General features: G+C 53.9%; 17 protein-coding genes and 3 tRNA genes. All 20 read right to left on the reverse strand.

From position 1 onward, the window contains the following. Positions 1-13: 13 nt before the first annotated feature. On the reverse strand, positions 14-568 hold the full coding sequence (locus ACXPUX_RS09855) for a hypothetical protein (RefSeq protein WP_458828152.1): 555 nt from the start codon (positions 566-568) through the stop codon (positions 14-16). A 22-nt stretch (positions 569-590) separates the two neighbouring features. Further along, positions 591-953 carry a hypothetical protein gene (locus ACXPUX_RS09860; protein WP_458828153.1) on the reverse strand — a complete coding sequence of 121 codons (363 nt, stop codon included), beginning with the start codon at positions 951-953 and terminating at the stop codon, positions 591-593. After that, the gene (locus ACXPUX_RS09865; protein ID WP_223451489.1) at positions 950-1,480 is read right to left on the reverse strand and encodes a hypothetical protein; all 531 of its coding nucleotides are present in this window, start codon (positions 1,478-1,480) and stop codon (positions 950-952) included. The genes ACXPUX_RS09860 and ACXPUX_RS09865 overlap by 4 nt, the downstream gene beginning before the upstream one ends. A gap of 12 nt (positions 1,481-1,492) precedes the next feature. Beyond that, the gene (locus ACXPUX_RS09870; RefSeq protein ID WP_417946888.1) at positions 1,493-1,876 is read right to left on the reverse strand and encodes a DUF4054 domain-containing protein; all 384 of its coding nucleotides are present in this window, start codon (positions 1,874-1,876) and stop codon (positions 1,493-1,495) included. Then, a complete protein-coding gene (locus ACXPUX_RS09875; RefSeq protein WP_458828154.1) occupies positions 1,876-2,100 on the reverse strand; it encodes a hypothetical protein in 225 nt (74 codons plus the stop codon). The genes ACXPUX_RS09870 and ACXPUX_RS09875 overlap by 1 nt, the downstream gene beginning before the upstream one ends. Before the next feature lie 17 nt (positions 2,101-2,117). Further along, positions 2,118-3,182, reverse strand: a complete 1,065-nt coding sequence (locus ACXPUX_RS09880) for a DUF2184 domain-containing protein (protein ID WP_112089947.1) — start codon at positions 3,180-3,182, stop codon at positions 2,118-2,120. Between the two features lie 11 nt (positions 3,183-3,193). Then, entirely contained in the window at positions 3,194-3,682 is a 489-nt protein-coding gene (locus ACXPUX_RS09885) for a structural cement protein Gp24 (RefSeq protein WP_458828155.1), read from the reverse strand. A gap of 3 nt (positions 3,683-3,685) precedes the next feature. After that, a complete protein-coding gene (locus ACXPUX_RS09890; protein ID WP_458828156.1) occupies positions 3,686-5,059 on the reverse strand; it encodes a DUF2213 domain-containing protein in 1,374 nt (457 codons plus the stop codon). Beyond that, positions 5,056-5,976, reverse strand: coding sequence for a phage head morphogenesis protein (locus ACXPUX_RS09895; RefSeq protein ID WP_349150497.1), 921 nt, complete (start codon positions 5,974-5,976; stop codon positions 5,056-5,058). The genes ACXPUX_RS09890 and ACXPUX_RS09895 overlap by 4 nt, the downstream gene beginning before the upstream one ends. A gap of 285 nt (positions 5,977-6,261) precedes the next feature. Then, positions 6,262-6,338 (reverse strand) — tRNA-Thr (locus ACXPUX_RS09900). A gap of 7 nt (positions 6,339-6,345) precedes the next feature. Continuing rightward, positions 6,346-6,418 (reverse strand) — tRNA-Gln (locus ACXPUX_RS09905). A gap of 3 nt (positions 6,419-6,421) precedes the next feature. Further along, positions 6,422-6,497, reverse strand: a tRNA-Gly gene (locus ACXPUX_RS09910). A 65-nt stretch (positions 6,498-6,562) separates the two neighbouring features. Continuing rightward, positions 6,563-6,760 (reverse strand): CPCC family cysteine-rich protein, encoded by a 198-nt coding sequence (locus ACXPUX_RS09915; protein WP_112089951.1) that lies wholly within the window; start codon positions 6,758-6,760, stop codon positions 6,563-6,565. Continuing rightward, positions 6,753-9,092: an anti-CBASS protein Acb1 family protein gene (locus tag ACXPUX_RS09920; RefSeq protein ID WP_458828157.1), complete on the reverse strand. Its 2,340-nt coding sequence runs from the start codon at positions 9,090-9,092 to the stop codon at positions 6,753-6,755. The genes ACXPUX_RS09915 and ACXPUX_RS09920 overlap by 8 nt, the downstream gene beginning before the upstream one ends. Before the next feature lie 20 nt (positions 9,093-9,112). Then, positions 9,113-10,510: a DEAD/DEAH box helicase family protein gene (locus tag ACXPUX_RS09925; protein WP_458828158.1), complete on the reverse strand. Its 1,398-nt coding sequence runs from the start codon at positions 10,508-10,510 to the stop codon at positions 9,113-9,115. After that, positions 10,491-11,333, reverse strand: a complete 843-nt coding sequence (locus ACXPUX_RS09930; protein WP_458828159.1) for a helix-turn-helix domain-containing protein — start codon at positions 11,331-11,333, stop codon at positions 10,491-10,493. The genes ACXPUX_RS09925 and ACXPUX_RS09930 overlap by 20 nt, the downstream gene beginning before the upstream one ends. Positions 11,334-11,445: 112 nt before the next feature. Next, entirely contained in the window at positions 11,446-11,907 is a 462-nt protein-coding gene (locus ACXPUX_RS09935) for a QueT transporter family protein (RefSeq protein ID WP_458828160.1), read from the reverse strand. 13 nt (positions 11,908-11,920) lie between these two features. Next, positions 11,921-12,232 carry a hypothetical protein gene (locus ACXPUX_RS09940; protein ID WP_458828161.1) on the reverse strand — a complete coding sequence of 104 codons (312 nt, stop codon included), beginning with the start codon at positions 12,230-12,232 and terminating at the stop codon, positions 11,921-11,923. Further along, on the reverse strand, positions 12,225-13,070 hold the full coding sequence (locus ACXPUX_RS09945; RefSeq protein ID WP_458828162.1) for a class I SAM-dependent methyltransferase: 846 nt from the start codon (positions 13,068-13,070) through the stop codon (positions 12,225-12,227). The genes ACXPUX_RS09940 and ACXPUX_RS09945 overlap by 8 nt, the downstream gene beginning before the upstream one ends. After that, positions 13,063-13,770, reverse strand: a complete 708-nt coding sequence (locus ACXPUX_RS09950; protein ID WP_458828163.1) for a hypothetical protein — start codon at positions 13,768-13,770, stop codon at positions 13,063-13,065. The genes ACXPUX_RS09945 and ACXPUX_RS09950 overlap by 8 nt, the downstream gene beginning before the upstream one ends.

A 13,770-nucleotide genomic window follows, 5' to 3' on the forward strand; every position in this document is an offset into this window, starting at 1 on the left:
TGGTTTCGCTCCTTTACTCATTTCGGATTTCTTTTTTGACTTCGACTTCGTCAAACCATCCGGCTTCCATGTCTGCAACTTTTTTGGATGCTGCACTGGCATGGTCTTCCGAATACTCGCCGTCAATCGGAGCCAAGGCGGCGTACTCCTTAGTACGCTGCACAAAATCCACATAAAAAGAACAGCGCGCCCTCTCTACGCCGGGCGCGCTGTTATGGATTGGTTCAGGTGACCCTTCCGTGCATACCGTGATATTCATGGCGCGCATTTTGTCACCTGCGTATTGGCTATCAAAGAACTGAATAGCTTGTTCAAGGTCGTCCACGACCGTTGACAAACTAACTTTTTTCACCCCGGCAGCGTGCTCCGTCTTGCTCTCGGTGACCAGTTCAGCAGAAAACGGAATGCGCTTGCATTTTTCCTGCCAAAGAATTCCGTTCTTGACGTACTCAAACGAGTTCACCAGCTCGATGCGTTCAAAGTCAAGAACGACATACGGAAGCGGTGGACGAACGGAATTGGGATAGCTGTAAATCACTGTGCAATGGGGGTACAGTTCCACAAACATGAGCCGAACCGCCTCGCGGCACTCAGCTGGTGTCATTGGCATTCTCCCCTTTCTCGCCCTCAACAGCCTCAAACTCTGATATCCAGTGCTTCAGGATGGTGTTTCCCCAGTAGATGGACGATTTGCAGGCGTACCACTGCCCCATGTAAAGCAGACGATCTCCAGTTGTCTGTTTATCCGGTTCCGTAGGAAGAAGCTGGACATCGCTATACACAGTCAGAACGCCGGTCGTAGAGCGGCCGGAAGCATCATCTTGATTGCGGCGCGTTTTGGCCTGCACATCAAGTGGAAGCTGCATATCCGAGTAAGTTGTTTCGGGCGTACCACTATCCCAGCTGGTACCCTTGTAGCGGCGCACGGTGTACATCTGCTTAAAGATGTTCATTTCTTTCCTTTCTTGATAACGTACTGGCAATTCTGACGCAAGGCACCTGTATCAATCAGGGGCTTCGTGGAACTCTTCCCTTTAATATGCACAGGCACCGGGCCTTTCTTGCCATATTCGTTCATCATCCAGCCGCCCTCGATGGTGATGGGCGCATTGGGTGCCCATTCCTCATCTTTGATTGCATCCTGAATCATAGACTTTGCCTGCGAACCAATCGCATTGACAACTGAATCGGCTGTTTCCAATGAGGACAGAGCCTGCTGCGAAAACTCTGCCAGTTCTTCCGAGTGCTTTTTGATGGTGTCCATAAAAGGACGGGCAGGAATCATCACCGAACCGTCTTTGTGGAGGGTTCCGTAGTGGTTCCAGTAGGCGACCTCGGCCAGCGATGTTTCATCGTCAGCCGCCTTTTGGTCTGCCTGATACCCAACCTCTATGGTCACACTGGACAGTTCGTTCAGGCGCTCCATCGCCGCCCTGCCCTCTGGCGTCAGATCAAGGCCGATGTCATTGGCTATCGCCATGGGCAGGCCTCCTTATCGAATCATGATAGGCACGATATGCCGGTTCCGAATCGAAATAAACTGCAAGCCGTAGGAAGTAAGCTGGTACTCAGCATCTCCGGTGGTCCCGGCGGTGCTGGTGGCAAAGGAAATGCTCACGCCACCTTCGGAAACGCTGGCTAAGCGACCGGTGTTTGCGATAGTTCCGAGAGAACTGTCACCATTGCCAGCCATTTTCATAGCATGGCAGACCAGCAACGCCACCGCCAGATTGTAATCTGCGCCGAACTTCTTTTTGGAAATGACCGGCGCTTGCAGGTCGATCCAAAAAGAAATGTCCTCGTCCGAAGCGGATTTGAACTCGGTGCCAACCTTCTTTACAATTTTGGTAATGGCGGTCACGTCAGGAGAATCCATCAAGATTCACCGCCCGCAGGAGCATCGGCAGGATCGTCAGCTTCGGAATCGGCCTTTGCGTTCTTTCCGCGCGCCTTTTTCTCCTGAACCTCCTGAAGCAGGCCCATGCTGATGTAAAATGCCATTGCATCATCATAGGTTGCATCGACCTGCGCAGTTTCGCCGGGGAGCAGAGAGATGGAGCCGATGCAGATGGGCTTCACCGAAATGTTTTTGACCTTCATAGTCGGTTTCTCCTTTCTTACAGACCGTAGACCAGGCAAGCAGACAGCGGATAAGGAATCATCATGCCTGCATCGCGGCCCTCGCAGTTGATAACGATTTCCAGATTGCGATCCTGCGGCGCGTGCTGAAGGAAAGCCATGGGAACCTCGTGGGACATCTTGTCCGGGTCTTTGGTATACAGCAGGCCGATGTTCTTGCCGGTGCTGTTATAGTCCTTGTTGCCCTTGGACAGTTCGCCGGCAACTTCCCAGTTCTTAATCTGGGGAGTGTGATCCTTGATGTAGGACAGAACAGATTCGCCGGTGCCATCGATGCGGCGCAGGTTCAGGCTGGTGTACAGGTCGTTGGGCATGACCCAGCTGTCCGGGTGCTCCACATTCTGGGTCAGGGTGTCGATGTAGTTCAGGATGCCGGCAATGTCGGCCGCAATCTCGTCTGCGGTCTTGGATGCCCAGTCTGCCTTACCGGCTGCGCCGTTCTGCAGTGTATAGATGGGGATGTTATTGCCGGAGGACAGAACGCCGATGATGCCCGTCTTCTCGTCGCCGTGCCAAATCAGGTGATTCACCTTGACATCGTACACCCGGCGGGCCGCTTCAGCACGCGCAGAGTCCAGAGACTTCATAATACCCAGCACCGCATTGCGGCGGCAGGCACGCAGTTCCTGCACGTTGTAGCCGTAGCTGTCACCGATGTTGACAATTTCCGCACGATGGGGAGTGCCCTTCACATCGACACGGGGTAGGTCGCTGGCGTAGTTGGCGATAACATCAGCAAAGCCAACCGGCTCATAGCTGTAGTATTCGATATACGCAGCTCCCTCATCGGTTTCGCTGGTCTGAGGGAAGATCTTCAGGCCGGACAGCTCCGGGAAGTCCTTATCGTACGCCTTGGTCTTGACATGCGCCAGCTGCTTGGCGAAGAAGATGCCTGCATTGTCAGCTCCATCCAGACGAATCTTCGTGCCGGGGAACGGGTTCTTATATGCCTGGTTAATCAGGGAGGCACACTTGCCGTTCAGGGCAAGGCGGTCTTCCTCGCTGTAACCGTTGGCGGGGTCGAAAGGATTGTACTTAGCCATATTGAACCTCCTTAGATCTGCTCTGCGAACTGGGCGGGTGCAATGCCGTTCTGGGCCGCACCGATGAAGCGGGCCTTGACCGCCAGATTGGTGCCCTTGGTCGGGGTGAACTTGCCTGCATCGTCGCCGGTAATCACAAGATAAACCGGCTGACCGTAAGCAGGTTCCGCCTGATCGGCCAGCTGCACCCACATCTTGCCGGTCTGGCAGACATCCAGAATCTGGCCTTTGCGCAGGAGCACAGCACCATCATCGTCCATCTCCGTATTGGCGCTGTACATCACAACGCCCTCGAACTTCTCGGCGGTCACGCCGGTTGCAGGAAGAGTGATGTCCTTGCCGGGCTCCGCACCCTGCACAACGCCGCAGCCAAAGAACAGCTTGCCATCCTCTGCGCTGTTCCGGCGGGTGACTGCATCGTAATTCGCGCGGTCATAAAGCAGGCCGGGCATACCGCGGCTAGGCTCGCCGTAGTTCATCTGTACTGCCATATTGCTCATAGCTTAGTCCTCCTTCTCGCCAGCATGACGCTGGATCATACGATCGCGGGCCGCATCAGGGTCGTTCTTCTTGCCCGCATTGCGGACTGCCGCATTTGCGGAATCAGCATTGAACACCTGACGACGCTGGTCTGCCACAGTCTTGCGACCATTGATTTTACCCTTTGCGATATCAAAAGCCGCGTTGATGTAGGATTTGCTCTTGCCGTCCAAGCGCATACCCGGGATAACGGCGTGCACGACCTTTTTCTTTGCCTGCATGACCGGCATGGTCTCCATGCCATCAAGATGCAGCTTGTCTCCCAGACGGCACAACTCAACGCGCTGGCTGATCTGCGCCGCAATAGCGCTGGCGCTATCATGGTTCAGCTGGCTGTTGGAACCATCCGGGTTATCATCCTCGTCCTCAGTGGGCTTGGTATCGTCCTCTGCGGCATCAGCGCGGGCATTTGCGGCATCCAGCATGGACAGCAGGGTGTTAATGTCCGCTTTGGCCTGACCGTCCTCCATGGCGTCACGGCGGGCGGTAATCTCTGCCAGTGCATCAGGCTTGGTGGGATCATCCTCACCATCATCCTCGGTGGGCTTTGCAGGCTCACCGCCTGCCGCCGGGTTATTCTCATCATCAGCAGTAGCGCCGCCGGTTGTTGCCGTCAGGTACGCCTTGATTGCTGCCTGAACGCCAACAGGGTCAAGGCCGGGAGTCACAGGGGGACTGCCCGCGCCCTCGCCATCATCTGTGGTAGGCTTCGTAGTGTCCACGGTGGCATCATCGTCCTGAGTGGGGTTGTTCATCTTCTCGTTCTCATCCATAGGGGTCATACCTCCATTGCTATCTTGGCTGTCCATGTTCAAGTGTGCATCATCACCTGCGCGGGCGACAGCGACCAGCGCAAGGTGATTCACGCGGATATTGGTCTGGATTGCATCATACGGCTCTCCATTCCATTCTCCGGGTTCCATGATAAGATCCTGATAGTACCCGACAGACAGTTCCCGCAGACCCGATGCCTTTACGGCATCAGGATCATCAATTACGATTCTTGCTCGGACGGTTTCTCCGTCCTGCTGTCCGGGGGTCAGGATTGTGCCCACTCTCTCTCGGCGGGCATTGTCCTTGTTGATTACCCGCGCATCGTGGGTTATGATGATGGGCTTTCCCTCATAGCTTGCAAGGCTTTCCGGGTCAAACACATCTTCCGGTCTACGCAATTCTCGACGCTCCGAGCCATCTTCCAGCGTGTACTTGAAGATACCCGTGCGGGTCAGAATGGGGTTATCATAAAAATATCCCTCGGCGCTGTAATGCTCATCGACAGGTACACTGTCGGTTCGCATTTCGCTCCGAAGGACTAGCGGCGGGGTATTCTGTTTCATTGTTTTTTCTCCTTAAAGGCTACAGAATTCAGCCTATCGAAGTTAAAGACAGGTTTTGCAACACAGCGGCACTGGTAGTCCTCTCCGGGATTGCAATGCCGCCCGCTGTACACTTTGCCGTGCTTTGTCATGTACCACATGGCCGGCGGGTCATCATAACGGAATTTCTGACCGTCAAGTTCACGGTGGCATTCGCGCACACGTTCATCACCTGACGAGCTCCAGATATATTCCTCCACCCCAGCGGATTCCTGCCTTGTGCGGGTCAGATTCGCGCTCAGGGTGCCCACCTGGTCACGCGCAAGAAGATTCGCTTTTGACTTGGTCACATCAAACCGGCGTTGAATTTCATTGGAAATCGCCGCCGGGGTGCGGCCTTTTGCAAAACCCTCAATAATGACGTTCTCCATATCATCGAAGCAGTCGCTTTCAATGCTGGTAATGAAGCTGACATTTTGCTCAACCCATCTTTTAAGCATCAGGTCGTATCTTTCGCCGAGAAAGAAATCATCATGGATATCCACTCCCAGCGTGGCGCGCACGCTGCGCTGCCATTCTTTGAGTTGCCGCCGGTCGGTGTAGTCAGCGCACCGGCGAACATCTCGTTCCAACGGATCGGTTTTCAGCCGCCGACTGAGCCGGTCACGCATAATGCGGAACCTGTTCTGGATGCGGCGAACCATGTCGCTGTATCCATCATGTCTGATGCTGTCGGAGCCGGTTTTCTGTTCTTCCGCAACGATAGCCAGAATTTCAGGCATGGATTCTCGCACAATCTTCTGCAGTTCTTTCAACCGCCGATTTTCGATTGCGCGCATCTTGCTTTCTGCCCACTGCGGATACTCCGGCTCGATCTTTGATTTTTTCGTCATTGAAAAGCGCCCGGTCATGCCGGGCCCATTATTCTTCACAGGCATATCCACCTCTTTATCTTTCTGGGAACCATCTTCCCTTTGCAGGCATCAAAAAGACCCTGCATCTCCACCTTGATGCAGGGTCTTTGTTCTTATGGCATGCAGCACTTGAATTTTGACCTTTTGCTTACAGCGCGCATCCGTCCAAGCGCGAAGCGGAAGGAACGCGGTTTATGGCTCCGCGCTGGCTCTGTCATGGAACAGGCCAGAACACTTCGCAGCGGTCTGTTAGGAGCAGGGTCAGTGCTCCCTCATGCCATCGAGGTGCCGATTACGGTGTACGGCGGGTGGTGCTGGGGGTGGGGATTGAACCCACAGCCTGACGTTTACAAGTCGCCTGCTCTATCCTATTGAGCTACACCAGCATAAAAGTCGAGGGTACCGGGCTCGAACCGGCGGTCTGGGAGTCAAAGGCCCATGCCTTATCCAACTTGGCCAACCCTCGATATGGAGCAGTCAACGGGGCTTGAACCCGCGGCATCCTGCTTGGAGGGCAGGCGCTCTACCAACTGAGCTATGACTGCAAACAAAAAGAGCCTTTGCGAGGGACGCTTTCACGTCACCTGCAAAGGCTCTCAACGCCAATATTTTAGTCAAACACCTTTTTGCCTTCAGCAAACTTCTTTTTAGCTTCGTTCAGGCTGATGCGGTTATAACCGCCGCGATAATCAGGATCCGCTCTCTGCACGCCATCATTTACCCAGCCGCACACGGGGCATTCCTCAAAATCGTTGTCTTCATCAAAGCTATGCTGCCCACATACCGGGCAGATGATTTTCTCAGTCATCTTCGATTCCTTCCAATTCAAGCTGACGTTTATAGTAATCTTCCCCATCGTCAGGCTTGAACATCGTTCTTACACCCTTCTCTGGGGAACCTTTTGCAAAGTCATTTTTCTTCGCGTCATACCGGCACACAAGGCCATCTTTTGTCTTGTAGCCTTTTATGCCGTTTCCGCACGGGCTTTCCAAAAGTTGAACCGCCCGCTTTTCGTACTGCTCCTTTGTCGTAATGCCATCGGGATCGTACTCAGCGGCGTGGGTTCTTCCATTCTGCCAGTGGTTGTTCAGCTTCTGCTTGTTGGGGAAACCTTTCACCTTGAAAGTGTTCGCGACTTTTGCCGAAACTGCGTTAGAATTTATTTTAGCATGACTTTGAGAATCATTCAAGTCTTTTGATGGATTTTCCTCGCTCGATACATCTTTTAATGATGTGGAGCCGCCAGAACTGGAAAATTTTCCATTCTCGTCGCGATTGTGCTTGCTCTCGTCAAAGTCGTCCAGCGTAATGCCCAGCTGCTCAAGGTATTCTTTCACGCTTCTGAGAAACGGTTCAAACACCAGCCCACCGGGCACATCCTGTTTCAAAATCTGTTCAGGGGGCATCCATGTAGCCGTGAACATCTCCTTTTGGTCGCACCGAGGAACGCCATCGAAGCCATTGACGAGATAGATCTGAACGGGAAGCACCTCATCCGGCTTGCCCTTGCAGTTGCCGAGATAGGTAATATCTCCCACGTCAATATTGAACTCTTCCTTTGCTTCCCGGCGGAATGCCACGCTCGGCGTTTCCCCGGGTTCGATGTGACCGCCGGGGCCGCACCAGCCTTGCCCATCGGAGCGTTGGCCGCAGAGGATTTTTCCATCATTCAGAACGAAGCCGGCAACGTAACCGCAGTCACCTTCATCCGTAACCAGGTTGCCTGCCGCAGGCGGGTTCTGCGGATTGGTCGGCTGGGGAACGTCAGCCTCGCCCAAGCCCCAGTCCTGATTAACATCTGCTTCTGTGATGATGTTTTCAGGGTCAAACTGTTCATCCTGCGCCAAGGACTGACGAACCTCGGGAATTTCCAAAATGCCAGCTGTAACGTAGGTAGACACAGTCTGTGCTCTGGTAAGTTGGGCCGCGGCATTCGCCTGGTCCTGCGTAGCCTTTTCATCATCAGACAGGCTCCATGCGCTCTTGTATGTGATGGTGTACTCCGGCACCTCTTTGATTTCGCCGTTCCACACCATTCCGCGCAGAATCAGTTCGACCAGCGTGCGAGTATTGTCCCGGAGGTCGCCAGACTGGATGCCGGACACAGCCTCCTTATAGTTTTCCATGTCCCCTTCGCCGGTGGCATTTTCACCCGCTGGGGAACGGCCAAAGAGCCTAGTCTGCGGGATATGGCTCACAGCAGACAGCATTGCGCAGGCATTGTCCAGAATGTCCTTAACACCAGCCACCGACAGGGATTGAATGCCCACATCCTCGCCATCTGCATCAATAAAGACCATGTTCAGCAGATTGCGGGCAAGGTCAAGCATTTCCATACGCTGAAGCACCGTATCATCACCGTCTGCCGTAGACAGAACGTTGGCAAGGTTCTTCATTTTGTATGTTACCATCGACAGCCGTTCCAGCAGTCGAATGGAGTAGCCCGGGCCGATGCTGGCATTCCGCAGTTCTTCACGGATGCGCATATACTCCGGAATGCCCCATGTACGGTAGAGGTTGGCCATCGTGGAGCCTTCGGGGATCTCCCCGTTATGGAATATCAGGCAGCGGGAAGAATGCACCACATAACTGCCGTACACGCTGTTCACCTGGTAAAGCTCCGGGATGCCCGTGCCGCCCTTGCGGTAGTTTTCATCGTCAGGGTTATTCTCGTAGCCGTTGATCCACAGCGGGGACACCTCGTTGCGGCCGTAAACCAGCAATTCTGCCACGCCGTGAACATCCCGCCAGTTCAGCGGGTCCTGAAGAAGTCTACCATCGTCCACCAGCATAACAACAGCGGAGCCGCCGAAAAGACGCGCCCATTTCAGCGCCTTTGCAAGTTTGCTTTGGTAGTGAATGGTCTGCAGGTGGTCATCCAGCCGCTTTTGCAAATCCTTATCCTTGATGCCAAGGTCGATACCATTCTTGGTGGCATCGTCTGCCGGGGCATCAATGATGGTCGAGAATAGCCCGTTTCCTGCATAAAGGTCGGCCAATTCCGCATCCGTCACAGCTGCACCGGTTGCCCACTGGTAATACTCGGTGCTGTCGTGCTGGGTACCATACTTATTCAGAACGTTGTAATAGCCGTCGAGGCGAAGCTGCGTTTTGATTTTTCCGGGGATAACTCTTTTCACCTTTTTCTCCTTTCCGGCTATCATATCAGACTGCGTATATCAAAGATGCCGCCCTCGTATAGCGCAAGGGCTACCGCATCAGCGCGGTCAGGGCTGGTCAGGCCACGCTTCTTCAAGGCATCCTTGCTTTCAAGTTTCAACTTTGCAGGAGCGCCGCTAAAGATATATTTACGGGTGGTAAGCTGCCCTATCAGGGTTGAATCATTTGGGATGTGCAGGGTGCCCGCCGTGGCCATATCCCGTAGGACCGCCCACATCCACGTTGCGATATCTGCATAGCGCCCGGCGGCTTCCTTGTCCGGCACAGCGCTGGAGAAGTTTACCGGCACGACCATCAGTCTGGTTAGCTTCTGCCGAATCTTTTCTCGGTTGAGTATGTCGGTCACGCCTCCGCCAACGCCGGTATCATCAATGACCGCATAAATAAGACCGCGGTACTGCGGATACGCTGCACGCAGGGTTTTATATATCGCAATGATATCGTCTGCCGTAGCGTACAGGTCTTGACCGTGGCGTGTGACCAGCTTTTGGATATCTCCATCAATGTTCTGTGCAATGGCCGTATCATCGTTGCCAAAGCGGGCAACGTCACACCCGATGGATATCCGGGCTGGAGAACAATGTTCCAGAGGTTCAGTATTGACAGCCTTTGTGGCGAGTGCCATCGGAATAAAGACATCGTCCTCATTCTCCGGGAACTCGCCGTCAACACGGACGCGGACTACATTGCTGTTCTTGCCAAACTTCCGCTCCAAGTCAGCGATATTCTGCTTATTCGTGCGGGGGCTGTCCCTGCTGGACACCTTCATGCAGTAGTAGGACTGGGCGTCCACGGTATGCGAATCGTGGAATGTGCCAGTGTTCTGCGTTGGGTTTCCGCACATCAGTAAGCGGTTGTTATCGCCGGAAAGCGTGCCCTGTATAGCCTCCATGATGGGGTCAGCAACACCAGATGCCTCATCCACCACGAAAAGCATATTGTCTTCGTGGAAGCCCTGCATATTCTCCGGCTTGGTGGCTGTTCGAGCCACGGCGAACCAGCGTTTCTCATGTCCTCTCATGTAAACACGAGTCTTTGTCCATACAAGCATAGCCTGCAAGACAGGGCTGCGTTCCTGCCACTTGGCAATCTCAGCCCAGAGGACGTCATTTAACTGCTGACGAGTCGGAGCCGTGCACACCACGCGTGGATACGGGAAGCAGGACAGAAACCAAAGGACTAGGTTCGCTTCAAAAGCAGTCTTGCCAACGCCCTGTCCTGAGCGAATTGAAACCTTGCGGTGTTGTGCAATAGCTGTGGCGGCTTCTTTTTGCCACGGATCAGGCTTGAAGCCAGTGACCTCTTTGAAGAACAGGCAAGGGTCTTTACGGTACAGCGGGATCCGCTTGGCAAAGACTTCACGTTGTCTCAGTGCCATCGTCCGCATCCTCCGCTTCCGTGTCTGCCGCCTCGACCGCCGCGACCCAATCGTCTACCAGCTCATTCTTGCCGCTGTTGCTCATTCTGCGTAGGTCGGCAAGCTGTTGTATCACCTTGGACTTCTGGCGCTGTACATCGGTCAATAGCCGCTCTAAGCGTTCCACGATAAGGTAGCTTGATTCGACGGTGGTTGATGTTTCCACGGTGGTGCCGGGGAGCCTTTCTTCCCGATCGACTTTAGCATCTATCCGCTCAATGTAAGCCTCCTTGTCGTGGGCTTCTTTTTCCTTGTCCTCGTCCAAACGAGTAAACGATCTGCCAGACTTGGAGGTATGCACCGACTGAATGTGCTGTTTTTTCTCTTGAACAGCGGAAATGCGTTGAAGTAGAAAAGCCTCCCGGGCGGTCAGCAGTTGGAGTTCCTGTATCAACAGGTCTTCTGCATCAACATCCTTCGTGCAGTCCTGAATGGCTTTTTGGTTTTCCTCTGAAAAAGAGCCAAACATCACCGCAGACCAGCCACCGTGTTTCAAGGCATTCTGGTTACCCGGCGGCGCGCCTCCATGGTTGCCAACTGCATTGACATTACCCAGCGGTGCGCCCGACTTTGTCTTGCCATCCTGCGGGGCTTTCTGGGTGCACTTGGAAGATGCACCCTTGGGGTGCGGCGGGGTGCGTTTCTTGGGTGCACCCTTTTGTGTATCCCAATAGCGCTTCTTCCACGATTTCACAGTGTTCAGCGATACGCCCAGCTTCTTTGCGATTTCGGTGCATCCCATCCCTTTCTTATAAAGGGTGAACGCCTTATCTCGCGTTTCCATCTACATCGCCACCACTATCCTTCTTCATTTTCTGTCCCGGTATCTGCCCGGGCTGTTGTGTTGTTCCAAAGAAAAAGCGCCGGCCCTTTGCAGAGCCAGCGCCGCGCCTCTCTCACACGACCTTTGCGAGAGCGGTTTTGGAGATCATCAAGTTTCCCAGTTCCACGGCCAGGAATGTGCCCACGAACAGGCCAGTGCTTGTTAACCAGAACGGTGCGCCGACCATCATAGACAGTTCCACGCCGATGAACAGAGCCACGGACAGGGAGAGGATGACCGCTTTCCACAGAATCCCCAGCCTTTTCCACGGTCCCCAGACCACCAGTTCGTATGCAGTCCCCTCAGCCAGCAGGCCAAAGAGCACATCGACCGGGCCGAAAGGACTCGTTGCATTTGCGATTGCAATCCCCAGCAGAACCGCCGGGGCGTACCGCTTATCCTTGAACGGGAGAGCGCACAGCATATTAGCCACCCGGAACTGGACGACTCCCCATGACAGCGGGTTTAGGGTGGTTAATGCGACATATAGAGCCGCGACAACTGCGGTCTGGCATAGGGCTTTGGTGTTTCTCATATTCCATGCCCCCTCATACCATAACGACCACATTGCCATGGGATGCGTCGTTCACCGCAGATTCGACCATGATCCAACTGGGGTGCACGTCCTCAACAAGCTTCTTCTTCAGCTTGCTGGCTGCTTCCTCGATGACCAAGCTTTCACCTTCCAGACATTCGCGGATGAACTTGTCAATTTCGCAGTAGTCCGGGATAATCTCTGCTGGCTCCATGGTCACAGTAAATTCATTGGTGTAGTCTGTCTTTCCGATGGGGCAGAAGCACCGGCATTTCTGCTTATAGATGATTTTACGCACGCCGTAGCGATTTTCAAACTTAGCCATTGTTTTCTTCTCCTTTCGGCTTCTGAACGATGAACAGCAGCTCTTTTGCCTCACGCGGGAACGGAATTGCCATAAAGGCTGTGAGGAATGCAGATGGGACATAGGCTTTCATGCGGGTGTAGAAGTCCCGCAGCGCCGGTTCCTGCTTGGAATAGAACTCGTCCATCTCCCGGACGCTGGTGACCAGACCAACCTCCTGCACAATGCTGAATCCGATTTCGGCCAGCTTACTTTTCAGCTCATCGTAACCCCACTCATAGACGTGGGCGCGGTACTGGGTCTGATACCCATTGCCCGTGGTATTCGGGCAGGAGAGAAACATTTTTGCACCCGGCTTCATCACCTTGTAGCATTCTGCAAGGCTTTTTGCGCCATCTACGGGGTGCATGTGCTCAATGGCAGAGGTGTAAATTACAAAATCGGCGAACCCCGCCGGAATGACTTTCGACATCTCGGCAACGTTGCCCAGCTTCCAGCCCACCCGGAACGGATAGTAGGAGGCCAGGTCTTTGGGTTCGAGATTTTTTGCGGTCGCGCCGCGCATGGCTTCCTTGATGTTCGCTTTGCTGATGTCTACGCCGGTATAGGATGCGATGTCCTTTGCATAGTAGCGCAACAACGGGAGCATCAAAGAGCGGCCGCAGCACACATCCAGCACGTTCATCCCCTTTTTCGCCATGTGGGCGGCAGCAAGGTGCTGGATGTAGTTCATCACGTCCAGGTTGGTGAAAAAGCCATCCCTGAACTGCATATAAAAATTTCGCATCTGGTAGGTGGTGCAGAGGATTTTTTCTCTGTCCATGCCATCCTCAACGCGGTATACGATATCTTTATCCACGCCATTTTCCTTTCGTATCAAGGTACTTCTGGTATTTGATCCATTCTTTCAGTGCATACTCTCGGCGAATCCGATAGTCTGCGCCTATCATGCCCTTCGGGGGCCTGACCACAACCATTTCTGAGCCGTTGAAGTAGGACAAGCCGCCAAAATTGACCTGTGTAGTCCATGTGGTGCTGTCCACGCTATAAAATCCAAAGTCAACTGCATCCTTTTTGGTGTAGCCCAGGCCGTGCACCCGCACCCCGCAGGCGTTCGCATACTGCACCAGCCGTTTGATGTAGCCGTACTCGCTGGGCTGGATGTGCTTGATTGCGAAGCCGCCGATGCCGATATAGGGATAGTCCCTGCACAGGCGCTTGAACTCGTCAAGGCCGCGGGAGCGGTGCCAGACGGGAATGCTCTGCTTGCCCGTTTCGGCTTCAAGTCGGGCTCTCATGCGCTTTACGGTATCATAGCCTACGATGATATCTACGTCCAACTCGAAGAAGTGCTGCACATCGTGGCGGTTGATGAAGTCGATATACCTGCTTAGGTACCCGTCCCAATCCACCGGCTTTGACGAAGCCTCTACCCCGTGCATAAACGTGAATGCCCCGCTGTCGAGCAGAAACATCTTCCATTTTGGCATTTCCTCGACCTGCCACGGCTTGATATAGAAAAAGCTCTCCAGAACGTACTCCGGCCTGTTTTCCCGCAC

It is taken from the genome of Faecalibacterium sp. PGM34 (assembly GCF_054456555.1).